This window comes from Deltaproteobacteria bacterium, from assembly GCA_026129095.1.
GTDB lineage: Bacteria > JAGRBM01 > JAGRBM01 > JAGRBM01 > JAHCIT01 > JAHCIT01.
In genome coordinates, this window is record JAHCIT010000013.1 from 1 (window position 1) to 25,202 (window position 25,202).

18 protein-coding genes are annotated in these 25,202 nt (G+C 61.9%); 7 read left to right on the top strand and 11 right to left on the bottom strand.

What is annotated here, in order from left to right; translation table 11 throughout:
- The 3 genes from KIT79_14880 to KIT79_14890 form a co-directional block, all read left to right on the top strand.
- Window positions 1-608 (top strand): hypothetical protein (locus tag KIT79_14880; GenBank protein ID MCW5830589.1); only part of this gene is annotated, 608 nt, incomplete at its 5' end.
- Window positions 609-704: 96 nt separating this feature from the next.
- Window positions 705-1,412, top strand: coding sequence for an SUMF1/EgtB/PvdO family nonheme iron enzyme (locus KIT79_14885; GenBank protein ID MCW5830590.1), 708 nt, complete (start codon window positions 705-707; stop codon window positions 1,410-1,412).
- A gap of 228 nt (window positions 1,413-1,640) precedes the next feature.
- Window positions 1,641-3,137 carry a deoxyribodipyrimidine photolyase gene (locus KIT79_14890; GenBank protein MCW5830591.1) on the top strand — a complete coding sequence of 499 codons (1,497 nt, stop codon included), beginning with the start codon at window positions 1,641-1,643 and terminating at the stop codon, window positions 3,135-3,137.
- A gap of 6 nt (window positions 3,138-3,143) precedes the next feature.
- Here the strand turns inward: KIT79_14890 and KIT79_14895 are convergent, their stop codons facing one another.
- From KIT79_14895 to KIT79_14910, 4 genes are all read right to left on the bottom strand, one after another.
- Complete coding sequence (locus KIT79_14895; GenBank protein ID MCW5830592.1) at window positions 3,144-4,151, bottom strand: agmatine deiminase family protein; 1,008 nt, start codon at window positions 4,149-4,151, stop codon at window positions 3,144-3,146.
- Between the two features lie 45 nt (window positions 4,152-4,196).
- Window positions 4,197-5,141, bottom strand: coding sequence for a carbon-nitrogen hydrolase (locus KIT79_14900; protein MCW5830593.1), 945 nt, complete (start codon window positions 5,139-5,141; stop codon window positions 4,197-4,199).
- A 3-nt stretch (window positions 5,142-5,144) separates the two neighbouring features.
- Window positions 5,145-5,885 carry a glutathione S-transferase gene (locus KIT79_14905; protein ID MCW5830594.1) on the bottom strand — a complete coding sequence of 247 codons (741 nt, stop codon included), beginning with the start codon at window positions 5,883-5,885 and terminating at the stop codon, window positions 5,145-5,147.
- A 73-nt stretch (window positions 5,886-5,958) separates the two neighbouring features.
- Complete coding sequence (locus KIT79_14910; protein MCW5830595.1) at window positions 5,959-6,351, bottom strand: hypothetical protein; 393 nt, start codon at window positions 6,349-6,351, stop codon at window positions 5,959-5,961.
- Between the two features lie 211 nt (window positions 6,352-6,562).
- On the opposite strand from KIT79_14910, the gene KIT79_14915 reads away from it, so the two are divergent.
- The gene (locus KIT79_14915; protein ID MCW5830596.1) at window positions 6,563-7,747 is read left to right on the top strand and encodes a phosphoglycerate kinase; all 1,185 of its coding nucleotides are present in this window, start codon (window positions 6,563-6,565) and stop codon (window positions 7,745-7,747) included.
- On the opposite strand, the gene KIT79_14920 is transcribed toward KIT79_14915, so the two are convergent.
- Window positions 7,731-9,833: a hypothetical protein gene (locus KIT79_14920; protein ID MCW5830597.1), complete on the bottom strand. Its 2,103-nt coding sequence runs from the start codon at window positions 9,831-9,833 to the stop codon at window positions 7,731-7,733. The two genes, KIT79_14915 and KIT79_14920, sit on opposite strands and share 17 nt — an antisense overlap.
- Before the next feature lie 314 nt (window positions 9,834-10,147).
- On the opposite strand from KIT79_14920, the gene pilB reads away from it, so the two are divergent.
- Genes pilB through KIT79_14935 form a run of 3 tightly spaced genes read left to right on the top strand, consistent with a single transcriptional unit; the run spans window position 10,148 to window position 15,441 of the window.
- Window positions 10,148-11,872, top strand: coding sequence for a type IV-A pilus assembly ATPase PilB (gene pilB, locus KIT79_14925; GenBank protein ID MCW5830598.1), 1,725 nt, complete (start codon window positions 10,148-10,150; stop codon window positions 11,870-11,872).
- A gap of 56 nt (window positions 11,873-11,928) precedes the next feature.
- On the top strand, window positions 11,929-13,035 hold the full coding sequence (locus KIT79_14930) for a type IV pilus twitching motility protein PilT (GenBank protein ID MCW5830599.1): 1,107 nt from the start codon (window positions 11,929-11,931) through the stop codon (window positions 13,033-13,035).
- Between the two features lie 18 nt (window positions 13,036-13,053).
- Window positions 13,054-15,441: a hypothetical protein gene (locus KIT79_14935; GenBank protein ID MCW5830600.1), complete on the top strand. Its 2,388-nt coding sequence runs from the start codon at window positions 13,054-13,056 to the stop codon at window positions 15,439-15,441.
- Here the strand turns inward: KIT79_14935 and KIT79_14940 are convergent.
- The 6 genes from KIT79_14940 to KIT79_14965 are packed head-to-tail and all read right to left on the bottom strand — an operon-like array spanning window position 15,434 to window position 25,180.
- A complete protein-coding gene (locus tag KIT79_14940) occupies window positions 15,434-17,011 on the bottom strand; it encodes an NAD(P)/FAD-dependent oxidoreductase (GenBank protein MCW5830601.1) in 1,578 nt (525 codons plus the stop codon). The two genes, KIT79_14935 and KIT79_14940, sit on opposite strands and share 8 nt — an antisense overlap.
- A 14-nt stretch (window positions 17,012-17,025) precedes the next feature.
- Entirely contained in the window at window positions 17,026-19,656 is a 2,631-nt protein-coding gene (locus KIT79_14945; GenBank protein MCW5830602.1) for an O-antigen ligase family protein, read from the bottom strand.
- Window positions 19,657-19,668: 12 nt separating this feature from the next.
- Complete coding sequence (locus KIT79_14950) at window positions 19,669-21,612, bottom strand: polysaccharide biosynthesis tyrosine autokinase (protein MCW5830603.1); 1,944 nt, start codon at window positions 21,610-21,612, stop codon at window positions 19,669-19,671.
- Between the two features lie 15 nt (window positions 21,613-21,627).
- The gene (locus KIT79_14955) at window positions 21,628-22,530 is read right to left on the bottom strand and encodes a polysaccharide biosynthesis/export family protein (GenBank protein MCW5830604.1); all 903 of its coding nucleotides are present in this window, start codon (window positions 22,528-22,530) and stop codon (window positions 21,628-21,630) included.
- Window positions 22,531-22,569: 39 nt separating this feature from the next.
- Window positions 22,570-23,763 (bottom strand): hypothetical protein, encoded by a 1,194-nt coding sequence (locus tag KIT79_14960; GenBank protein ID MCW5830605.1) that lies wholly within the window; start codon window positions 23,761-23,763, stop codon window positions 22,570-22,572.
- 4 nt (window positions 23,764-23,767) lie between these two features.
- Window positions 23,768-25,180, bottom strand: coding sequence for a hypothetical protein (locus tag KIT79_14965; GenBank protein ID MCW5830606.1), 1,413 nt, complete (start codon window positions 25,178-25,180; stop codon window positions 23,768-23,770).
- Between the last annotated feature and the right edge of the window lie 22 nt (window positions 25,181-25,202).

Here is a 25,202-nt window from a genome sequence, read left to right on the forward strand (position 1 = left end):
GAAAATTTTTCAAAGTTGTGTTAGCGGTAGTGGTAATCGCTGCTACTTCAGCATTGGCAGGACTTGTATTCGCAGCTATTGGTGGCACCAATCTGGGTGTTGCGGCCGGAGTTGGTGGGTTTACCGGCGGGTCATTGGGCCTGGCCCGGTCCGCCCATCGAAATGTAGATGACTTGGAAGGGATGTTAGTGGGTTCCATGATTGGAACCGGAATAGGCATTCTAACCGGAATTCTCACGTATCTTGGCGGAGCATATATTCGGGAAAACCTCACCGAAGTTTCTGAATTTCTTGGCGACAGTGCCCGAAATGCAGGCAAGGAGGCGCTAGAGGGACTCCAAACCCAGCCGGGTGGACAGGCGGCGGCCGGTGGAGAAGTCGCCTATTCGCTTGCCAGGAAGATATTCAGACCCGCACTAAACTTTATCTTCCAAGACGGCCCATGGGCAGAGGGAATCCGTTCAGCAGTATTTACTGGCGGTACTGTTACCGGCGGGTATTTTGCGGCGAAAAGGATCGATCAGCTCGTGGATTACCTAAAGAACAGAAGGAACTGCATTTCTGTGGATATCCACGGGAATTCGATGTCACACGCCTGCCCCATATAACTAAAAGCCAGTGATATGAAGTGTCCATCAGCAATACGAATTGCTCCCCTTGTCCTGATCAGTTTGGCATTGGCAGTCTTCCTGCCCAGTTGCGCAATGAAGCCGGGCCCAGCCCTGGAACCTATCGACGACATGGTGCTGATCCCGGCGGGCAGCTTCTTCTTCGGAAAGGATGAAATACCCCAATTCCTTCCGGATTTCTGGATTGACCGGCATGAGGTAACGGTCAGCGAATACTATCAGTGTGTCCGTGCGGGCGTCTGTACTCCGCCTGAACCCGTTTTGATTGGATTGTGGCCGCTGTGCAGCTGGAACTATCCGTTCTTCTTCGGGTCGGGTGAGCCCCGTTCCGGCCGCGAGCGCCGTCCGGTGAACTGCGTAACGTGGGACCAGGCCAGTATCTACTGCCAGTGGGCAGGCAAGCGGCTGCCGACAGAAAGGGAATGGGAGAAGGCTGCACGGGGCGATGACCGGCGGATGTACCCCTGGGGCGATGCGCCGCCGTCCTGCGATCGTGCGGTGATGAGGAAAAACAATGTGTCTGGTTGTGGCGCAAAAACGACATGGGATGTTTGCTCAAAGCCGGATGGAAACTCGCCGCATGGCCTGTGCGACATGTCCGGCAATGTGTGGGAGTGGGTGGCTGACTGGGCAGAGATTCCGGGAAGATCGGAGGCAATAAAAATTATCAAAGGTGGGACGTATCGTTGCGATCAGGATTCAAAGACATTGAAACTGACATACCAGGGTGGGGGAAGAAACGAGTTCGCCGTAGATGTTGTCGGCTTTCGATGTGCGAAATAGCGAGTGCCATCCCCATCACCACCCCCGCGTGGGTGAGTATCCGGTCGAAGGTGGCTTGGGGCCTGCATGTCGCCGTACCAGGGCGAGACGAGAAACATCAGGTAAACGGCTGCGAGATAAATCCAGACGGAAGCGAGCAGTAGCCGGCGGGGGGCAAAGGCAGGAGCTCTCCTGCCACCCCCTCCCCGTTATAGCCTTGCGTCGGGGGCACCGGTCATGATGGACCGGATGGAGTCCCGTGTTCCTGATCTTCGCGTGCGGGTGCGCAGCCCGTCGCCGGTGAATCCGGACGGCCGGTTTGTCCTGTACTGGATGCTCATGGGCCGCCGTCCGGCGTGGAACTTCGCGCTGGACCGGGCCGTGGAGTGGGCGTCCGAACTGAAGAAGCCGCTCGTCGTTTTCGAGGGTGTCCGCCTCCAGTATCCCTGGGCGAGCGACCGCCTGCACCGGTTCCTGCTGGACGGGATGCGCGACAACCTGAGGGCGTTCGCGGCGGCGCCGGCCTGCTACTACCCCTATGTCGAAACCGCCCCCGATGCCGGGAAGGGGCTCGTCCGGGCGCTCGCGGGGCTGGCCGCCGTCGTGGTGACCGACGACTATCCGGCGTTCATGATCCCGGCCATGACCGAAGCGGCCGCCCGGCAGTCGCCGGTCCGGTTCGAGCAGGTCGATTCGAACGGCCTGCTCCCCATGCAGGCGGCCGGGGCGGTTTATCCCACGGCCTACGCGTTCCGCCGGTTTTTGCAGAAGGAACTCCCCGCCCACCTGCTGGCATTTCCAAGGGCCAGTCCCCTGAAAGGGGTCACGATCCCGGCGCTCGATGCCCTCCCCGCGGAGATCACCGGGCGCTGGCCCGCCGCCACTGCCGCTATGCTGGAGGGCGGGCAGAGGTTTCTCGCCTCGCTCCCCATCGACCACCGCGCCGGGGCGGCCGGGACGCCGGGCGGTTTCCGGGCGGGACGAAAGCAGCTTGGGGATTTTCTCGGTGCCCGGCTCCCCCGCTATCCGGAAGACCGCAGCGAGCCGGAGAAAGACGGCGGATCGGGCCTTTCACCCTATCTCCACTTCGGACATGTGTCGGCCCACGAGATCGCGGATGCCGTGTTCCGGGACGCGGGCTGGTCGCCGCAGCGGCTCGGCACCGGGGCGCAGGGCCGCAAGGAAGGGTGGTGGGGGCTGCCGCCAGCGGCCGAGGCCTTTCTGGACGAACTCGTCACTTGGCGGGAGCTGGGCTTCAACTTCTGTTCCCGGCGGGACGACTACGACCGGTACGAATCCCTTCCCGACTGGGCGCTTCACACGCTCGCCCGGCACGCGGGCGACCGGCGGCCCCATGTTTACCGGTTCGAGGAGTTCGACGGCGCCCGGACACACGACGCCCTGTGGAACGCCGCCCAGTCTCAGCTCGTCCGGGAGGGCCGGATGCACAACTACCTGCGGATGCTCTGGGGAAAGAAGATCCTCGAATGGTCGGAGGGGCCTTCGACGGCGCTCGCCACGATGATCGAGCTGAACAACCGCTACGCGCTCGATGGCCGGGATCCGAACTCCTACAGCGGGATATTCTGGGTTTTGGGGCGGTACGACCGGCCCTGGGGGCCGGAGCGGCCCATCTTCGGGACCGTCCGCTACATGAGCAGCGAGAACACCGCCCGGAAGTTCAGCGTGAAGAACTATATCCGCAAATACGCCCCGGACGGCGGCGGGCAGGGCGCGCTGCTGTAGGACGGTTCAGGCCGGTTGCTGCTGGCTGACGCAGTGGAAGGCGCCGAAGCCCCAGACGAGATCGTAGGAGTAGATGCCGATCACCTCGCGGCCGGGGAAACAGCCGCGCAGAACGGCGAGGGCCTGCTCGTCGCGGGGCTGCCCGAAGGTGGGGACGAGGACCACCCGGTTTCCGATATAGAAATTGGCGTAGCTCGCCGGCAGCGGTGTGTCCTCGTAGACCATCCGCTCGGGCATGGGCAGTTCGACGATCCGGAAGGGAGAGCCGTCCTTGTCCCTCGCCAGCCGAAGCGTCTCCAGGTTTTTTTGCAGCGGTTCGTGGTTCGGGCTCGCCGGGTCCGGCTCCACGGCGGTGACGATGGTCTTCGGATCCACGAACCGCGTGATGTCGTCCACATGGCCGTCGGTGTCGTCGCCCTCGATGCCGTCGTGAAGCCAGATGAAGTGGTCCGCGCCCAGATAATCGGTGAGGTACCGTTCGATATCCTTTTGCTGGAGATGGGGATTCCGGTTCGGGTTCAGCAGGCACTGGGCCGTGGTGATGAGCGTTCCCCGGCCGTTCACGTCAATGGACCCGCCCTCCAGCACGATACCGGGTTTGAAATGCCGCAGCCGGAACCGCTGGGCGATGCGGCCCGGAATGGCGTTGTCCAGATCCCACGGGGGGTATTTCCCTCCCCACTTGTTGAACTCCCAGTCGGTGACGGCGATTTCGCCGGTCCGGTCATTCCTGACGAAGATCGGGCCGTGATCGCGGCACCAGGCGTCGTTCGTGGGGAAGGGGTGCAGCAGGTACATGTCCTGCGGGACGCCGGATTCGGAGAGGAGACTCGCTACCCCGGCGGCCATCGCCTCTCCGGTGACGTTGATGTGCACGAACTCGCCCGTCCGGGTCAGATGGTGGACCATCTCGGCCCAGATGGGCGGTATCTTCTCGATCTTTCCCGGCCACGACTGCTCGTTGTGCGGCCAGGAGAGCCAGGTGGCGGCGTGGGGCTCGAACTCGGCGGGCATCCGGAAGCCCAGCTCCCGGGGTGTGGGGGATGACATGCGTCCGGGTCAGCTCCCCTTGTCCAGATACCGCCGGGTGAGGCCGCCATAGGCATCAATGCGCCGGTCGCGCAGGAATGGCCAGTTCCGGCGGACCACCTCGATCCGCTTGAGATCGGCCTCGCCCACCAGGATTGCCTCGCGGTTTGCCGATGCCCTGGCGACGAACTGCCCCTGCGGATCGCAGAGGAACGACTGGCCCCAGAACTCGATCCCGCCCTTGCGGTCGCCGCCGTGTTCATGGCCGACACGGTTGGCGACGGCGACATAGACGCCATTGGCGATGGCATGGGCCCGCTGGATGGTTTCCCAGGAATCGTGCTGGGCCTTCCCGTAGCGGCCCTTCTCGGAAGGATGCCAGCCGATCGCGGTCGGATAGAACAGGATCTGCGCGCCCTGAAGCGCGGTGAGCCGTGCTCCCTCGGGGTACCACTGGTCCCAGCAGATGAGGACGCCGATTTCGGCGAATTTTGTCCGGAAGGTGCGGAAGCCCAGATCGCCCGGCGTGAAGTAGTATTTCTCGTAGAACAGCGGATCGTCCGGAATGTGCATTTTCCGGTATATGCCCAGGTAGGAGCCGTCGGCATCCAGGACCGCCGTCGTGTTGTGGTAAATGCCGGCCGTCCGCCGCTCGAACAGCGACGCCACGACAGCCACGCCGTGCCTTTTCGCCGCCTTCGAGATGGCTTCCGTGGAGGGGCCGGGAACCGGCTCGGCGAGGTCGAAGTTCTGGTAGTTCTCCGACTGGCAGAAGTAGAGCGAACGGAACAGCTCCTGGAGACAGACGATCTGCGCGCCTTTGCGGGCTGCCTCGCCGATCCGGTCGATCGCCTTCTGGAGATTCGCCTTGGGGTCGGCGGAGCAGGACATCTGGACCAGCCCGATCCTGACCGTGTCCGTGCTCTGTGCCGCGGTCTTGCGGGCGCTGCTTTTCGGCTTGCGTTTGGACGGCATGGACTACTTCCCCCGGTGCTTCTCGTACAGGCTGTCCCGCCAGCGGATGAGATCGCCAAACTCCCCGGTGAGGCTCTCATCGTACAGGCAACGCCGGGTTCCCGGCTGGAGCGGCAGATACCGGTCGGCGGGAGGATTCATGAACTGCAGCGCCGCCGCCATGGCTATGTCGGCATAGGTAAACCGGCCGAGCAAATAGGGGGAAGAAGCGGCCAGCCGTCCCCGGAGGGCCAGAAGCTGCTCACGGTACCGGTCGCGGTGGGCTTCCAGTGGCCGTGCGCCAAGATTGTATTTCCGTGCGATGAACCGGGTTCCGGAGCGGGCCATCGGGATGAGGGACTTGCGGAGACTTTCCGGTACGGCGGCGGGGAGCGCTTCGGCAAGTGCCTCCTCGTCATGGCTGAAATTGTCCGTCACCAGTGCGCGGCCTGCCTCCAGTGCGATCTCGCTCGCCCCGTTCCAGTTGAGGATTTCACCCATGAGTTCGGCCGGGAACAGGCGGGGGCCGTGGCCGGTCTGTTCGGCCCGTTGGGCGATGGCGAGGGAATCGCTCACTGTGCCTGAACTTCCGATCAGCACCGGGACCGTAATCCGCCCGGTCACACGGCGGGTGCGGAGCCGGAGCAGCACTTCCCCCAGCATCGGCATGTGAGCCTCTTCCCGGTACGGAATCCGGTGGTGGTCGAGTGCCCAACGAGCCTTCTCGGACCAGGGGGAGTAGGAAAGGGCGACCAGTGTATCCATCGGTATTCCGCCTCGGCCTACACACTTGGCCCAAAGGGCGGCAGATAGGCAAGTCAGGAAGCGCGAAACGGGTTCACGGACTGGTGACGGTTTCGATCACGGCCCGGGCATAGTCGGTGAACTTGTCGAAATCGCGGCCCTTGGGGAACGCCTGCACCTGGGCGAGGGCGGCTTCCTCGATAATGGCCGCCCGGTTGGAGACCAGTACGAACCGGGTCAGATCGTCAGGGCGGGTCTTGGCGAGGAACTTCACCAGCGTGGACCATCCCTGCACGACCTTGTCCTGGAACAGCATCGAATCGCTGGTAACGATCAGGGCATATTTCCGCTGGCGGAGATGGGCGGCGAACTCCTCTATGGAACTGACGGAATCGACCGGCAACCTGAATGTCGTGCCCAGGCGCTTGGCGAACTCCTCGCGTCCCTCAAACGTCGGACTGTCGACATACAGTATTCGGTAGTTCACTGTCGGTGTCTGGTGCCCCCGTGGCCCATGTCCCTCCGGCCCCGGTTCGGAAAGCGATACCCTCTATTTGTAGCACTCTTTTGCCATCTGTAGTAACTGGCCACGTGACCGCCGTCACACTCCGGTCTGGTCGGTTGGCAGTGCCGGGAGTAGCGGTTACGAACCCTCGCCAGCCAGAAACATCTGTATACAGGAGATCAGCCAGGTTCATATGCTCAAGGTCAGACGGATTGATGAAACGGATGTGCAGGGAAAACGCGTGCTGGTGCGGTGCGATTTCAACGTGCCGATCCGCGACGGCAGGGTTACAGAGGACACCCGCGTCCGGGCCCACCTGAAAACCATCAACTACCTTCTGGAGCGTGGCTGTTCCGTCATCCTGATGAGTCATCTGGGCCGTCCGAAGGGAAAGTCCAATCCGGAGTTTTCGCTGAAGCCGGTCGTTCCGGTGCTGTCGGAGCATCTCAAGCGGCCGGTGACACTGGCACCCGACTGCATCGGCCCCGATGCAGAAAAACTGGCCGCCGCCCTGAAGCCGGGCGAGGTACTGCTCCTCGAAAATCTCCGCTTCCACAAGGAAGAGGAAAAGAACGATCCGGACTTTGCCCGGAAGCTGGCAGTGCTGGCGTCCGTTTATGTCAACGATGCCTTTGCCGCGAGTCACCGGGCTCATGCTTCCGTTGTGGGACTGGTGCCGTTCGTCCAGTCATCGTGCGCTGGTTTTCTGCTGGTTTCGGAGGTGGAAACCTTCAACCGGTCATTCGCCAGTCCGGCGCGGCCGCTCGTCATGGTGCTCGGCGGAGCGAAAGTCTCCACCAAGATCGGCCTCATCCGGAATCTCCTCCCCAAAGTGGATTCGCTCCTGATCGGCGGGGCGATGGCCAACACGTTCATCGCCGCCAGGGGAAATCCGGTCGGAAAGAGCCTGCAGGAAACGGACTTCCATGCCGAGGCAATGGCGGTTCTGGCCGAAGCCTCCAGTATGGGGAAAAGGATACTGCTGCCGGTGGATGTCATTTGTGCGCCGTCGCCGGATGATGCGGCCCATAAGCAGGTTGTGCCGGTGGGGAGTATCCCGGCCGGTTCAATGGCGCTTGATATAGGCCCCCGGACGGCAGAACTGTTTGCCGCTGAAATTGCGGCCGCCCGGACGGTGGTCTGGAACGGTCCGGTCGGGCTGTTCGAGATGCCTGGTTTCGACGAGGGTACCCGTGCCATCGCCCGTGCCATCGCTGGCAACAGGGAGGCGCTCACGGTGGGCGGGGGCGGCGATACCGATGCCGCCCTGGAGATGACGGGCCTCAAGGAAAAGTTTTCCCACGTCTCGACCGGCGGCGGAGCTTTCCTGGAACTGCTTGAAGGGCGCGACCTGCCGGCGATTACGGCCCTTGGCTAGGCGTGGGGTCCGGTTTCCCGCGGCTGTCCAGAATGGCCTGTCCAAAATCCGCACCCTGTGCCTCTAGCTGGATCTGACGGGGGACTTCCGCTCCGAGTGACTTCAGCTTTTCGATCAGTGGCCGGGCCCGGGACCGGTAGCCTTTTTTCAGCCACACCCGGCTCATGAGCACCAGACAGGGGATATGGTCCGGGTCTGCCGCGAGGCATCCGTTCAGATAGGCTTCGGCCGTATCGAACTGGTTGCGCAGCAGCGCATGGAGGGCGAGCGTGGCGCGGGCATGGATATTTCCGGGGTCGGTTTCGGCCGCTTCTTCAAGCAGGGCCTCCCCAAGCCGGACGAGTTCGGGGCTCTCCTGTTCCATGTAGTAATCCCCGGCGGCAGTGAGCGCTTCGGACGACCGGGCCGACTGCTCGACCAGTTCCGACAGGGCCACATCCACTGCCTTGTCGCCGTACCTGCTGCGAAGCCGTGCGGCTGCCCGCACGAACTCGACAGCCGGGCGGGGTGTCTCTGTTATCCAGCGGCTCGCCGCCAGACGGGCATACTGGGGGGCCCCCATGTCCTGCATGGCCCGGATATTCTCGAAATAGATCCAGTCGAAATCGCTACCGGAACCCTTTGCTGTTTGGACGGCGCGCCGCTTGCTGGCGACGGCCTCCTGCCACAGCTCATCAGCCACACTGAACTCCTCATCCACGGTATAGAGCTTGGCGGCGAGGAACAGTCCTGCCGGATAGTCCGGCAGCACCTTCAGGGCATGGCGTATGCGTTCCTTGGCGAGGCCGATGGCACCCTCCTGGGCAGCGCAGGCGGCAAGGTTTGTCAGGACCATCACGGAATCGGGCACATGGTGAACCGCGGTCTCGAATCGGCGGCAGGCGGTGGCCCAGTCCGGGTTCCGTGTATGGGAAAGGGCCGAATAGGAGATCAGGAGGGCCGTTCCGGCAGCCACCGGCAGCACGATCTGTTTCCGGCGTGTGAAGTCCTCCAGGCTGAACCGGTGGAACAGCATCCACCCCGCCCCAAGGGCGAAAAAGGCTGCCGGGCCGTACAGCAGCCGGTCTCCAAAGACAGTGCCGATCGGTATCGGGATATTCGATACCGGGAATAAAAGGGCCAGTATCCCGCCAGCGGCTATCCAGAGCGGGTGGGGATGCTTCAACACTCCCCAGGCAGCAAGCGGAAACAGTCCCAGTGCAAGGAGCCCTGTGAACGACTGCCAGGATGCCAGGGGGTATGCAATGAAATCCGGATACCCGTACAGGGCGACCAAGGGGTACGGAACGGCAAGCCGGGCAAGATAGGTCCAGAGAATGTGCCCTGCGTTGAGGATGCGTTCATGGAAAGGGAGCGCAGCCAGCGGGTTGGCAGCAAACTCCGCGAGACCGGCGGCGAGCGCCCATCCTACCGTCAGCATCCGGAGAGCGAGGAACAGGGCGACCATGGCGCACCAGGCCACCGCGACCCACCAGCAGGTACGGCGGATTTCGGGCGTTGCCGCGGGCGCTGCCAGACCAAGGAGCACGATCACAGCCGCACCGGCCGCCGCCTGTTCCTTGGAGAGGATCGCGCAAAGGATGGCGCCGGATGAGGCGATGATGACCATCGCCCGCCCGGAATCGGCATAGCGGGGAGATGCGATCAGCAGGGCCAGCAGCAGGAACAGCAGGGCCCATAACTCCGACTGGGCCACCAGCCAGTTGACGGGTTCGGTCGCGGCCGGGTGGGCGGCAAATACCAGCCCGGCGGCGATGGCGGCAGGTACCGGGAAACCCCAGGCGAGTGCTGTTTCCAGCAGGAGCAGGGCGTTACCCGCATGGAGTGCTGTGCTGACCATCCGGTATCCGCTGCCATTGGTCCCGAATATCCGGCCCTGAATGGCCAGCGCGCCGGTTGAAACCGGCCGCCACTGCAGGGTGCCCGGAATGTGGTCGCGGCTTACGGAATCAGCCCAGTTCTGGCCGAACGGGATGCTGCTTACCTCGTCAAAGTGAAGTTCACTGTGAAAGGCATTGGAATACAGGGCCACCGTCAGTAGCAGGATGGCCACCCGGGAGACGATCAGTTTGACGGAAGGCGTCATTGAAGCGGTCCGGACGACAGTCCGGCGATAGGCTCCTTTCCCGAAAAGCGGTAGCAGGATAACGGTTTTTAGTGACGCACGGAAACTGGCCCCAACCGTGAAACTGTTCGGCGGGGGCATTTGAATGTGGGCGGAACCGGTCTAAACTCCGCCCATCGGCAGCCAGATACGGCCACCCGTTCAGGAAGCGGCAGGCCGTACAACTCATGGAAATAGTGCCCGTTTCCAGACCAGCCGGAACCCGCCAACCTGACCGTGGCGTCGGTGGTGGCAGGCGTGCAAGGGCCGGAATGCAAGAGGTTTGAAGACAGGATATGCCACCTCCGCCAGGAAAACTCGGTGAACTTCTCGTCCGCGAAAAGCTGATTTCGCCCCTGCAGCTCCAGCAGGCGATGAATGAGGCCAAGAAGACCGGCCAGCGGCTCGGTTCGGCACTGATATCGACAGGAGCCGTCAAGGAAGAAGATCTGACCGAGTTCCTTTCGCGCCAGTATGGCGTGCCGACGATCAATCTGGACGAGTTTGAAATCGACCGGGAAGTGATCGCGCTCGTTCCGGAGAAGCAGGCCCGCCAGCACAAGCTGATCCCGGTAAACCGTGCCGGCTCGACGCTGATCGTGGCGATGGTCGATCCGTCGAACATCCAGGCGGTGGACGACATCAAGTTCGTAACCAGCTACCAGCAGATCGAGGTGGTCGTCTCTACCGATACCGCGATCATGGCCGCCATCGACAAATACTACACGCAGATCCAGCAGGCCGCAGAAGCGAATCTGGAAAGCCTCGACATGCCGGACCTGAGCGATATTGAGCTCGGCGAGGATGACGAGGATGTGAACCTGGACGAACTGGGCAACGCGTCCAATGATGCGCCGGTCGTCAAGCTGTGCAACTACATCCTGACCGAGGCGATCAAGCGCAAGGCATCGGACATTCATATCGAGCCATACGAAAAATCCTTCCGGGTGCGTTACCGGCAGGACGGCGATCTCATGGAGTTCATGAAGCCGCCGATGAAGCTCAAGAATGCCATCACGGCCCGCCTCAAGGTCATGGCGAACCTGGATATCGCCGAGCGGCGGCTTCCGCAGGACGGCCGGATCAAGATCAAGATGAAGGGTATTGGCGAGATGGACTACCGGGTGTCCGTGCTGCCCACCCTGTTTGGCGAGAAGGTATGCATGCGCCTTCTGGACAAGTCGAATCTCCAGCTCGACATGACCAAGCTCGGTTTTGATGAATACCAGCTAGGCCAGTGGCGTACCGGCATCGAGCGTCCGAACGGCATGTGCCTGGTGACGGGCCCTACCGGTTCCGGCAAGACAACGACACTTTATTCGGCGCTTTCGGAACTGAACTCCGAAGACGTGAACATATCGACGGCGGAAGATCCCGTGGAGTTCAACTTCTTCGGCATCAACCAGTGCCAGATGAAGGAAGATATCGGCCTGAACTTTGCCGCGGCGCTCCGCAGCTTTCTCCGTCAGGATCCAGACATCATTCTGGTGGGCGAGATCCGCGACTTTGAAACGGCGGAAATCGCCATCAAGGCCGCGCTCACCGGCCACCTGGTGCTCTCGACGCTGCATACGAACGATGCCCCGGCCACGGTGAGCCGCCTGCTCAACATGGGTGTCGAGCCGTTCCTCGTGGCGAGCGCCGTAAACGTCATTCTCGCGCAGCGGCTCTGCAAGAAGATCTGCCAGAACTGCAAGACCGAGGACACGGAGATCACCAAGAAGGCACTGGTGGATTTCGGTGTTCCGGCCGACCAGGTGGACGAATTCGTGCCCTTCAAGGGTGCCGGGTGCGACAAGTGCAACAATACCGGTTTCAAGGGCCGTATCGCCATCTACGAAGTCATGCCGATGTATTCCGACCTGAAGGAACTGATCCTGAACGGCGCGTCGTCGCTGGAGATCAAGAAGGAAGCGATGCGGCTCGGCATGTGGACCATGCGGTATTCCGGTGTCGTCCAGATGCGCAAAGGGCTGACCACCATGGCGCAGGTGGCGCAGAACTCGTCGCCGGACAACTGACAGGTTCTATCTGGCGGACGGGATGATACTGAGCAGGGAAAGAGGAGAAATACCGGATGTCAGGCGTTAACCTTCACCAGCTTCTCAAGGTGATGATCGACAAGGGCGGTTCCGATCTTCATCTTTCGACCAATTCTCCTCCCCAGATCCGGATTGACGGCGACCTGACGCCGCTGAAGACGCCGCCGCTGACTCCGGCCGATACGAAACAGCTCGCCTATTCGATCCTGACCGAGTCCCAGAAGCACTCCTTCGAGGAAAACAACGAGCTCGACCTTTCGTTCGGGGTCAAGGGCCTGGCACGGTTCCGTGCCAATGTGTTCATGCAGCGCGGGGCCGTAGGGGCCGTGTACCGGGCGATTCCATTCAAGATCATGTCATTTGAGGAACTCGGTCTTCCGTCCGTCGTGGCGGCGATAGCCGACAAGCCACGCGGGCTGGTCCTGGTGACCGGCCCCACCGGTTCCGGCAAGTCGACAACGCTCGCCACGATTATCGACAAGATCAACACCGAGCAGGCCTCGCACATCCTGACCGTTGAGGATCCGATCGAGTTCCTCCATCCACACAAGCGTTCGCTGGTCAACCAGCGGGAGGTTCATGCCGATACCAAGAGCTTCAAGACCGCACTCAAGTTCATTCTCCGGCAGGATCCGGACGTGGTGCTGATCGGCGAGATGCGCGATCTGGAAACCGTCGAGGCTGCGCTCACCGTGTCGGAAACCGGCCACATGGCATTCGGGACACTGCATACGAATTCGTGTGCCCAGACCATTAACCGGATTCTGGACGTCTTCCCTGCCTACCAGCAGCCCCAGGTCCGCGCCCAGCTCTCCTTCGTGCTTGAAGGAGTACTGTCCCAGTCGCTGCTCCAGAAGGCGACCGGAAAAGGCCGTGTGATGGCCATGGAGATCATGGTCCCGAACAGCGCCATCCGGAACCTGATCCGTGAAGACAAGATTCACCAGATATATTCGCAGATGCAGGTGGGCCAGAAGAAATACGGCATGCAGACGATGAACCAGTCACTGTTCAACCTGTTCCAGAAGCGGCTCATCAATATCGACGAGTGTTTCTCCAGAACCTCGGATCCCGAGGAACTTCGTACGATGATGCAGCGGGCAAACATCCTGCCGCCGCAGTATGCCAACATGGAAGTCTAGGGTTTCCCCGGTAACCGGGTGGGTGGTACGCCTGAGGTGAACCCGCCTGGCCAGCCATCTCTCCCCATCCGGTTCCGTTTGTACGGAGCGGCGGCGCTGCTCAATCTGGCCGTGATGGGGCCGGTCTATGCCGGGTTCTCCGTCTTCTATTTTCGTGATGTGCTCACGAACTACACGCCGTATCTCGCGTGGTTTTCCGGCCGGGTCGCCTCCGGCGAACTGCCCTTCTGGATGGACGGCATATTCGGCGGCATGCCTTTCTGGGGTGATCCGGTTCAGGGAGTCCTGTATCCGCTCCGGTGGCTGATGGTCCCGCTGAGGGGGCTGCATCCGGCGCATGCCTGCTCGGTTTTTATTGGCATTCACTACCTTCTGGCCCATGCAGGCTATATCCGGCTGCTGTCGAATCTGGGGGTGCGGCCCGCAATCGCATTTCTGGCGGCTGCCGGTCTGGTATACGGCACGGTGGGGCTAGGCCTCCATGCGGCGATCCAGTTTCTTGCAGGCTTCGCCCTGATGGGATGGCTGGGCGCGGCGCTCCTGGACCATTTGCGAAACCCCACGGTCCGAACGATGACCGGTCTTGCCCTCTGGGTGGCACTGCTCGTGACCACCGGTGATCTCCAGTCGGTTTATCTGGTCAGCCTTTTTGCGCTGGGGGTGAGCCGCCCCTGGATTCCCGGAGGCCGCCGGACATTCGCTCTCACCTTCGGCGGGCTGGCGCTGGCGGCATTCCTCACGGCGGCCATTCTTGTCCCGGGGGTCGAACTGTCACTGAACTCAAGCCGCGGCGAATCGAACACTCTTTCCCTGGTGCAGGCATGGTCCTGGAATCCGGTCCGGCTTGTCGAGTGGATTGCGCCGGGCCTGTTCGATCCCCCGCCGGAAGCGTCGGCGGACATGAGCGGTATTTCACGTCCGGTGGTGGCGGGTCTCGGGCTTTATTTCTTGCGCGCCCATCCGGGGATGGTGGTCCTGCTGCTGCTGCCCTGGCTGGTATCAGCGGCCCGGGGGGAGATCCGGATCCGCTGTTTGCTTGCTCTCGCGGCGATTTCGCTGCTGACGGCCGGAGGGGAGTATTTCGGATTCTATGAACTTCTCTGGAACCTGCTTCCGGGCTGGAAACAGTTCCGGTTTCCGGAGCGGTTCCTGCTTTCGGTGGTCATTTCCTTGTGGCTCGCATCGGCTCTGGTAATGGAAAAGCTCGCATCCGGGGTGTGGCGCCCCTCACGGGCGCTGCCCGCGGTGATATTTTGCGGAGTCCTCCTGATGCTATCGCTGGCCGGGATGACAGGAGGCGGTTCGTGGGCCGGCATGCCTGCCGAGGTTGCCGCTTTGAAGGCCAACCCCCTTTTCAGGGAGCATGCCCTGTCGGCATTCCGCTGGGGGTTGCTGCTGCTTGCAGGCGGGATGGGGTTCCTGTGGTTGCTCTGGCGGGATGACCGGCGCTGGTTGCCGACGTTTGGCGCACTGGTTGCGCTGGAGTTTGGCGTTGCCGGATATCCGGTTCTGCGAACTATTCCGGCCGAACTGTTTCCCATGCCACCCGGGGTCATGCGCCTGCTGGCAAATCGGTCAGACGAGCGTATCGTCCCTTTGCGGATCCAGATGGAGACCGGCCAGCAGGTGTTGCCGGTCCAGAGGGCCCGGGAAGTTGGGGCAGCGCTGTTCTGGCAGGGGCTCGCCGGTGATCTGGTGCTGCTGACACCCTTTTCCATACCGGGCGGGTACAACTCCTCCCGTCCGCTGGACCATGAACTTGCCACAAGAACAATCCCTCCCCTCAACGGCCTTCGTCTTCAGTCGCTGGATTACGTGGCGGCAGTGCCCGGCTGGACCCCGCCGGTGGACGGCTTCGAGTGCGCCGGACCGGAGGGGGAGCCTCCATTACGCCTATGCCGGTTCGTGGAATCTCTTCAGCCAGTCCGGGCGCCACGGCACTGGAAACAGGTGAATGATCATGCCGTCCTGGAAGGCCTGCTGTCGGATCCGGACTGGAATCCTGGCGAAGTCGAGTATCTCGGCCCCCGGCTTTCAGGACATCCCATGCCAGCGGTCCCGGTTCTGGACGGGACCGATGAAGGAGCCATTCTCCATGCAATCCACTGGACTCCCGAAATCCGCCGGATTGAAGTGGAACGCGACAGTCCTGGTCCCATCATCCTGCGGGACAACTACTTTCCCGGCTGGAATGTCTACGTGAACGGCAAGCGCAGTGATACCCTGGTCGCCAACGGGTTTCAGCTTGCAGCATGGGTCCCGGCTGGCAGGTCGACCGTCGAATTCCATTACGAACCGCTCAGCCTTGCCATCGGTCTCTGGATTTCAGGGCTGACGGTTCTGGCCATGATTGGCTGGTATGCCCGCCACCGGCGCAGTCGTATGGCGGACCAGAAACCTACCTGAGTGTGGACAGCAGGCTTTCTGCCACTTTCATTCCGTCGACCGCCGCCGACACGATACCACCTGCCCAGCCGGGGCCTTCACCGGCAGGATAAAGCCCCATGAGCCCTTCGGCTTCCAGTGTTTGGGTCCGGGCGATCTGGACGGGGGAGGATGTCCGGCTTTCGACGGCAATGAGCAGCGCTTCCTCGGAATCGAAGCCTCGTATCTGACGTGTGAACCTCCGGATTGAGCGCTCCAGCGCCGCCTCGCATGGCTGCGGGAGGAGTCCGTGCAGATCGGCTGCAACCACAGAGGGAAGAAAACTTGTCGAGGGAAGGGATGCGGACTCCCGCTGGGCTAGATAGTCCACAAGCCGCTGGGCTGGAGCGCGGTAGCTGCCTCCGCCCAGTGCGAAGGCCCGCTTTTCCAGTTCTGCCTGCCAGTCCATTCCGCGGAGCGGTCCTTGGCCGGGAAAATCATCCGGATTTATCTGGACGACCAGTGCCGCGTTGGCGAACCGGTGGTCGCGGGCGAAGTTCGACATGCCGTTTACTACAAGGCCGCCGGGCGCGCTGGAGGCGTTGATGACGAGGCCGCCGGGGCACATGCAGAAGCTGTAGACGCCACGCCCCGTTTCCCGGTCCGTGACGGCAAGCCGGTAGTCAGCCGCCGGCAACGGGCCGTCGCGTTCTTTCCCGTAACGGGCACGGTCGATCAGCGGCTGGGGGTGCTCCACGCGAAAACCCACCGCGAAAGGTTTTGCTTCCATCCGGAGTCCGGCGCGTTCCAGCGCCGGGAAGAGATCCCGTGCCGAGTGTCCTGGCGCAAGAACGACACGGCTGGCGGATATTTCTTCACCTGTCGATATCCGGAGTCCGGCCACCCGTCCGTTTAGGTGAAGGATATCCGTTACTTCGGTGCCAAAACGGAACTCGGTGCCCAGCTGCTCCAGATGATCCCGCAACCGGCGCAGGAGCCGTTTCAGGAAGTTGGTCCCGATGTGCGGCTTGCCATCGGTAAGGATGCGCTCCGGTGCGCCGTATTCGACCAGACGCCGGAATACCCACCCGATGCGCCGGTCGTTCTTTCTGGTCGTCAGCTTGCCGTCAGAAAAGGCTCCAGCACCGCCTTCTCCAAACTGGACATTGGAGCGGGGGTTCAGCGTTCCATAGCGCCAGAACCGGGCGACGGTGACGGTACGTTTCTCCACGGGTTCTCCCATTTCCAGGATCAGGGGCGGAGCGCCACCCTCGGCAAGTACCAGTGCGGCGAACAGGCCGGCCGGGCCTGCACCAATAACGACCGGCCGGGACGCGGGCCGGGAGGGCAGCGGAGTTGGGGGCTGGTACGGAATCTCCACGGTGACGGGCTCGATTCGGCCGGGCACAGTGGGGACATTTGCCAGATCGGTTTCTGCAAGCAGCCGGTAAACCCAGATCACCGGCCGGTGGCGGGCATCGCGGCTCACCTTGAGGACGGAGCAGTCCTGTATCCGTTCAGGCGTGGTTCCGATGGCACTGGCCGCCAGTTCCTTGAGGCCGTCCCTGTCCAGCTCCCTGTCAGCCCGGAGATTGGAGAGTATCAGTTTCACGTTTTGCCTTGCTGTCAGGGCTTGCGGCTCCGCTGGCGGGTTTGTTCGGCAAGCGCACGGGCCTCATCGGCCCGGTCCTTCAGTTTCAGTGAATCGTACATCCGGGCGATGGCTTCGTAAGGCCGGGGATCACCGGGGACATTCACCGCATAGTCGGTCCAGACACGCCGGGCCTCCTCATGCAGCCGCCGGCGGATGTGCAGACTGGCCAGATAGTCGGCGTAGGTCCAGTTCGCCGGTTCGCGGCTTGCCACTATCCGCATCTCGCGGATGGCGTCGCCGATGGTCGAGAGGCTCCGGGCAAGTGCCTGCGCGTAAGAGTAACGGTATGGCGGCCGGTCCGGAAACCGGGCAGTCAGTTCCTGCCAGAATGCCACGCCGGGGTCCGCCTGGAACTCGACATAGGCGTTGTAGAGTTTCTGCCAGGTCTGATGCCGGTCCGGTTCCAGTTCCAGTGCCTTGCGGTAGGCGGAGACTGCATCGGCAACCTCCTGATTCAACCGGGAAAGGTCGCCGCGCAACTCATATGTTTCTGGCGTTCCGGGCGAATGCTGGTGAAAGGCATCGAGCCGGTGAATGGCGCCGTTGTAGTCGCCAAGGCTTTTCAGTGTTTCTGCCAGCCGGATCAGGTGATGGGGGTTCTCGGGCTCGGCAATGCTGGCCAGTTCATATTGCTCCCGGGCCTGTCCGGGAACATTGAAACGGCGCAGCAGGTCTCCAAATACCGTTTGAAACCGGGCCGTTTGCGGGAATGTCTGGCGGATTACCGGATACAGCCGGAGGAGCCGCTCCCTGTCCTTCAGGGGATCTCCGGCAATCACGGGCAGTACGCTTCCTGTCAGTTCAGGACGTTCCTTGAGCAGCAGTCCGAAGCTGAGCAGGGCATCGCCGAAATTGCCCTGCCGCCAGTCGAAAAGGGCGAGGGCATAAAGCGGGCGCCAGTCATGTGGTGAAAGCTCAACCGCCTCTACGAGATCCGCCCTGGCGGCGTCGGGGAGCCCCGCCTCTGCCTTCCAGCGCGCGCGCTGGCGGCGGTAGGTTGCTGACCGTGGATCAAGGGTGAGCGCAAGGTCGTAAGCTCCGATGATTTCCCTGATGGCCGTTTGGCGGCCAGTGATTTCGGTATCTCCGGCGGAGGCAGGGATCATCTTCTCCAGCAGCCCGGCGCGGAGTGCCTCGCGCCGGGCAAAGGGCAGCGGACCGATGCGTACTGCCAGGTCCAGATAACCGATTGCTTCTTCCGGGTTGCCCATGAGCGTACGGGCACGGCGCTCATGGGTGGCGGCGAGCAGCCGGGTAACGGACAGGTAGCCAAACAGCAGGAGACCCAGGACTGGCACGGTGGCCAGTGCGAACCGTTTCCATCCGTGGGCCCTCAGCCGTTCGGCCTCGTCGCTCTGCCGGTGCGAGGCCGAGGCCATGATGCACGCCAGTACCGCGATGGCGGCGAATGCATTTGCCGGGATGCGGAGCCCGAAATCCACGAGCGAATGGACGAATACGGCCACAATGGCGACCGTTCCGCCCCGGACCATCGCCCGGTCGTAAATGCTTCTGATTTCGTTCCGTGCGGAAAAGACGTGGAGAAAGAACAGGGCCGAAGTCAGCACGAGCAGCAAGGCCCCCACGATTCCCGTCTCGGTCACGATCTGCAGCAGGTCGTTATGAACGTGATCAACCCGGTAGAGAATGCCTGCGGGGCGGTGGGATGGAAACCAGGCGGCGAACTGGCCGGGGCCGATCCCCGTTACGGGATGGTCCGCCAGCATGCCAAGCGCCGATTTCCACATCTCTATCCGTTCGAGAGCGGACGGCTCCTGTATGGTGGCTGCGCGGGCCAGCCGCATGGTGAATGAATCGCTGCCGAACCAGACCGCAGTCAGCATCAGTATGAGTGCAATACCGGCGATTACCTCCACGATCCGGCGGGCCGAACTCGAAGTCCGATGGAGGATGAAGTCGAGCCCTACCGTTACACCGGCCACACACATGGCCATGAAACCGCCCAGGCTGCCGGTCAGAAAGAAGGCCATGAGCAGGGAAGAGGCGAGCAGGAACAGGAAACCGGGCCGCTCCCATAGCCTGCCGGCGGAACTTGCCGCCGACCGGAAGGCCACTCCGGCGTAGTAGGTAACAGGGATGAGCGACAGCAGGAGCAAGGCGAAATGGTTCCGGTTCACGAATGTACCGGAGAGCTGCCACAATCCGGGGCCTGATGCCGGTGCGCCTTCTCCCGGAAACCGGACGACCAGTCCGATCCCGGCGGCAAGGAGTGCGATGGCCGCCATCAGCACGATGGATCGCTCAAGCACCTGCCGGTCCCGGTAGTGGTGGACCAGCGCGATATACAGGGCAAGACCGGTCAGCCAGTAAAGGGCTTCCTCCAGTGCCTCGGCACTGGGTTCAGGGACCAGAGCACGGACGAACAGGTACAGAACAAACAGCCCGACGGCCATAACGGCCTTCCAGCCTGGTACGGCGGTATGTCCGGTGCGGATCCACTCGGCGATCACTGTCACGGCGAGCACGAAAGCGGTGATCTCAAGAATAAACCGGCCCAGCGGAGTGATTCCGCCGGCATAAAGAACCAGAACGGCAAAACCGGAACCGGCGGCCAGTTCCCTCAGGATCGCCAGCTGCTTCACCCGGGGCTGCTCCTACTGGGCCCGGCTGGAAGCTGGATAGGTGTAGTAATAGTACTGGTGGTGCTTGAGATCTGTGAACCGGTTCATCACAACCCCGTAGACCTTGGTGCCGGTCTTCCGGATCTGGTCGAGGGCACGGCCGACGTCGCCCCGGTTTATGCTCGAAGCGTCGAACACCATGATGACCCCCTGAACGGCGGTGGCGAGAATCGCCGCATCAGCCACAGGCAGTACCGGCGACGCATCGATAATCACCTGGTCATACTCCGAAACTGCCGCGGCGATCAGTTCCTTCAGGCGGCCGGATTCCAGCAGTTCCGAGGGATTGGGCGTGATGACCCCGCAGGTCATGATGTCCAGTTTCTCCAGCCAGGTAGGAACCACTGCCTCGTGGTAGTCGTCGATGTCACCAGCCAGGTAGTGCGTGAATCCCATCTTCGCGTTCAGGCCCAGTTCCCGGTGGATGTTCGGGTTCCTCAGGTCCGCGTCGATCAGCAGTACCCGCTTGCCGGCGAGGGCAGTGGCAACGGCCAGATTGATCGCGGTCGTCGTCTTGCCCTCACGGGGAGAACAACTGGTGAGCAGCAGCGAACGGCCACTCTCAATCGAATGCGAAAACTTCACATTGGTGCGAAGGGTCCGGTAGGCCTCAGCCGGAATGGACGCCGGCCGGAGCCTGGATACCAGGGCCGCAGGCAAAACGCTGCCGGGATCATCACCATCATTCTCGGAGATGACCGGGATGGTCCCCAGAATCGGTACATCGAACAGATCCTTGAACTCGTCGAGGCTCTTGATGCGGGGGTCCATCAGCTCAATCAGCAGTGCGGAAAGGATCCCCAGGGCGATGCCGATCAGTGCGGCCAGTGAGATGGTCCGCCGCGGGGTTGGACGGATTGGCGTTACCGGCCGTTCCGCCTTTTCGACGATGCGGATGTCGGTCTCGGCGATATTGCCGGTGATGTCGATTTCCTTCAGCTTCTGGATCAGGGCGTTGTAAAGCGCCTTGTTTGTATCGGCAGTCCGGCGCAAAAGGTCATACTGGATCGCCTTTTCACGTACCTCGATCGCCTGTTCCCGTGATGCCTTGCGTGAACGTTTCAGGGCTTCTTCCTGACGGGCAATCCGGCTGCGCAGCGAGGCGATCTGCTCGTCGAGCCCCCGCATTCTCGGGTGGGCGGGGAGATATCGTGCGGACAGTTCAGTTTTTTCGGCCTCCCGGGCGATCAGTTGCGAGCGCAGGCTCTGCAGGACATCGCCTTCCATTCCGGTGGCGAACTGCCCCTGAACGGTTCCTGTCTGGACCTGCGATGGCATCTGCGTCTCGGCGGCGATTTCGACCAAGTCTACGCCATGCTCCTTGATGTAGTCGATCACCGCGAGTTCCGACTCCTGGACCCGCTGTTCCAGCTCGATGATCTGCTCTTTCAGCCACGTGTGTGATCTGGTGAAGCTTTCAATCTGTTCCTCGATCGTGCGGGAGATGTACTGTTCCGCGTAGGTGTTGGCTATCCGCATTGCGCGATCGGGACTCGTGTCGCGTGCTATGACACGTATGATCCGGGTGTTCTCATGGCGGCGGATCTCGATGGATGACATCGTTCTGCGCACCCAGTCGGCAAACACGGCCTCGCCATCGGCCTCGGGGGTGATACCCATGGCACGGGTCACCCGCTCGGCCATCGGCTTCGAGCGGAGAATCTCCATCTCCGTGTCGAACTTCATATTGGTGATGTAGTAGGCCTCGAACGAAACCAGCTGGCGCGGGAGCATTTTGCTGACCGCTTCCGGCTGGAGGGAGACACGTGCCTCGGCCTGGTAGACCCGGGGCTCGCGGAGCGTGACGGCAGCGGCTGTAACTGTCACCAGGCCGGCGACCGTCGCGGCAATCCAGCCGCGTTTGCGGAGAAACCGGACGACTTCGTGATGGGACAGTCTTTCAACGTTCAGGTTCAAGTTCGTTGGTCCCGCCTAGAAAAAGCTTTCTGGCACGGTAATCAGGTCGCCGGGAAGCAGTTTCAGGTTCTTGTCCTTGTCGCCTTTCAGGATATCAGCCACCCGTACCATGAATATCTCGCGCTCCGGGCCTTGTCCCCGGATAACGCGGCTCCGGTTGGCCGATGCGTATTCGGTGGTGCCGCCTGCCTGGAGGACGACGTTCAGGACGGTGGTGTCTTCGTTCCACTCATAGGCACCTGGCCGCTGTATGGCGCCGGTGATGTACACAACATTTGCGGTCCCCCGTCCCCCATCCCGTGCGGTACGGACGAAAACGATGTCTCCGCTGCGGAGCCTGAGATTCTGGGACAGGTCGCCGCGGGTAAACAGAGCCGACAGATCCACGCGGCGGATTTCAACCGGCGTACCGCCTTCCCGCTCCGGAGAGTCGCCCAGCCGGACCACATCACCGGTCAGGGTGCCCCCGGCTTCCGGTCCGCCGGCCTCCAGCAGCACTTTCAGAATGCTTGGATCCTCATCCAGGAAGAACAGGCCGGGCCTCTTGACCGACCCGAACACGTAGACCTTCTGGCTCCGGTAGCTGGCGACAGAAACCGTGACTATCGGGTCGACGAGGTAGCTTTCGGCAAGCTTCCGTGTGATTTCATCATCCAGCGACTGGGTGGTTCGTCCAGCGGCCTTGATCTGCCCGAGTAGCGGGAATTGAAGAACGCCCTGCGACGAGACTTCAAACTCGCCAGTGAGGTCAGCTTCCCTCCAGACAGTGATCTGGAGCCGGTCTTGCGGACCGATCCGGTAGGACTCTCCGGCATCAGCTGCATGGGCCCGGTCCGCAAACAATCCCGCGCTGCCGAACACCATGGCCAGTGCCAATATGATGATCTTCCGGTTCATGATCTGTCGGAAGTATAACATATCAGACTTACGATGATTTCCAGTTGATAGAGGGGGCTTCTAGAGGGTCAGCTTTAACCCGGTCGTGGCTACATGCCCGCTGAAGCGGTTGGCCTCCAGCCCCTTAAAATAGGTGTACCCCGCACTTGCACTCAGTTCCTTGCGTATCGGGTACGAAAGCCCGGTTGTAATCGAAAAGAATGCCGAGTCCGGATTCCCGCCCGCCCCCGTGGGAAGCACGAGGAGAGAAGCCCGCGAATAGGTTGCCGAACCGCCCCATCCGATTTTCCGGGTTAGCTGGTATCCGGCCTTTCCGTTGACGGACAGGAGCCTGACGGCGGTGCCCCGGGAGTCCATCCGCTCGGCATACGAGAGATCGGCCGCCATCTTCAGCCTGTTGTTTGGCGTCCAGATGATTCCACCATTGGCCGCCGGATTGGTCAGCGTTCTGGAGGCGATACGCGCAAACGACACTCCCGCTCCCATATGCGTTTCGAGCCTCGGACCGGTCCGGTAGTTTACCGTCGCGGTGGTGGTCAGGGTGGTCAGGGTATAGAGCGGCACGACAGGGGTGCCAGCTATGAAGCCGTCGTAGAACCGTGTCTGACTGAAGCCCTGCGTCAGCGAGATCCGGGTTTTGGGACTCAGCCGCCGCTCGAAGGAGGCCGAAGCACGGTAGTTGTAGGAGTCATTGGGCAGGTCGATCAGCGTGACGGCTTCATAGCCCATGCCGAGGGTGAGGCGGTTCCGGCCAGCCAGTGGCGCATCGTAGTGCAGGTTCACACCGGCGCGGTTCACGCTGGTGAGATTCGCCGGGGTTTCGGCCGGCCGGGAGAACTCGATGGGCTGGGCGTAAAACCGGTCGGATAGCGAGAGACGCATTCGCCGGCCCAGCCGGAAGGCGAGATTCACTCCTGCATCGGGCAAAATCTTGTCGGCCAGTCCACTGTCGGCGAATGTATAGGCGGCAATCCCCGCATCCATCGAGAATTCGCCAAATGCGGCCTGCGGCCGGATCGAGAACCGCGGCCTGTAAACAGCATACAGGGTGCTGTTTGCGGCGTTTCCGGCGGCATAGTTCACATTGGTCGAATAGTAGCCATCGACGCCAAGAGTGAACTGCCAGAACGAGTTCTCGAAGGAAGCGCGGGCCGGAAACGCTTGTCCCGTCAGCAGGATGGCGAGACAAAGTGTCAGCCAGCGGGCACGGGGAAAATTCTGGAGGTGGGCAGGCAGTCGCGGCAGGGGCGGCATCAGCTCACGGAAGCCCCCCGGCCGGGATATAGGGACTCACCGGGGTACCGAAGTTCCCCTCATCGCCAAGCTGGAAATCGCCCCAGTCGATCGGATGATCAGGCAGGATGGCAAAGTCGGGGCTTCCGCCAAGCAGGTCCTCGCGCTCCTGCATCCGGAGCTGCCCTATCCGGTCGGTGAAAAGCACTGACTGCAGGTTGGAGGCAAGCCCGCCCTCGTCTACCGGGGCAAGCGGTTCGCCTTCCTGGAGGCCTGCTGCCATCGCCACCTGGTAATACGAGGATGTGCTCTCATCCTTGCGGGCGATTTGCAGGTCAAAGATCTTGACGGAGGAGCCAGCCCGTAGCACGACCCGGTTTGCGCCCCTTTTCAGTTCCACAACCCCAATAGTAAATGGCTTGGGCGCGTTGTCCGGAGTTCGGACCTGGGCGTCGTCGCTCCGGCATCCGTTCACGGACCAGGATGTCTTGCCATTTCCGCTCATGGTGGCGCGCAGTTCAAAAAGGCCCGCATCCGGGGCATTGATGATGAATTCGGTCCGTCCGGCGTCAGTACCCAGCAACGGCCGCTTGACGGATATGCCCTGCCGGGGCTGGCCACGCTCGTCGGATACATCCGAAGGCCTTACTGAATCGGGATTTCTTACAGCGGCGGCAGCAGGAATGACTTCAGGAGGCTTGCCCGCGTCCGGGAGATCCTTCATCAGCCCCAGCGCCCGCACCATCGCCACGGTTTTTTCTCCATAGGTCAGGGGCTCATTCAGCGGCCCCTGGAAATCAGGAGTCACCGGCCCCATGCATGGAGTATCAACCCTGATCTCTCCGATGGAACCTCCCGGTGGCAGCGTGACCCGCAACTGGTGAGTGCCGGCAGGGAGCTTCAGCGGCTCTGCCTGGGTGGAAGTGCCGGAGCCGTCATCTCGGGCCGCAACGGGTGCGCCGTTGTTGACAGCCCAGACCTGGGTGCCGCCTCGCACGGTGGCCGAAATCGTCACTTCACCGGCTCGGAGCGTAGTGAACTGGTAGATGACCGGTGCGGCGGCTCCCCTCGCATGCAGGATTTTCTGCGGTTTGTTTCCTACAAGGACCGTCCCTTCACGGATGTTGGGTGCGGCGGTTGTGTAGTTGGCCGGGTCGATCTGGATCTCTCCGCCACCATTCATGAACTCCACCGGGTCAACCGAATTGCTCTCATCACCGGTCGGCAGGTTGAAGCCGAGTTTCTTCGCCAGAGACCTGGCAAATTCCTTGCGGCTTACAAACCGTGCGGATGAAGCAGTATCCTGGATAATAGTGCCGCCCCCGCCGGATGTCTGGGCGAGCGAAGTTCTGCTGTCAGCGAGCGAAAATACGACAAACAGGGCTGCCACAGCAGCACCGATCCGGCGAGGACCAAGATGGAGTTGAAGGCGGTTCATGCGTGCCAACACTTGCCTGCCG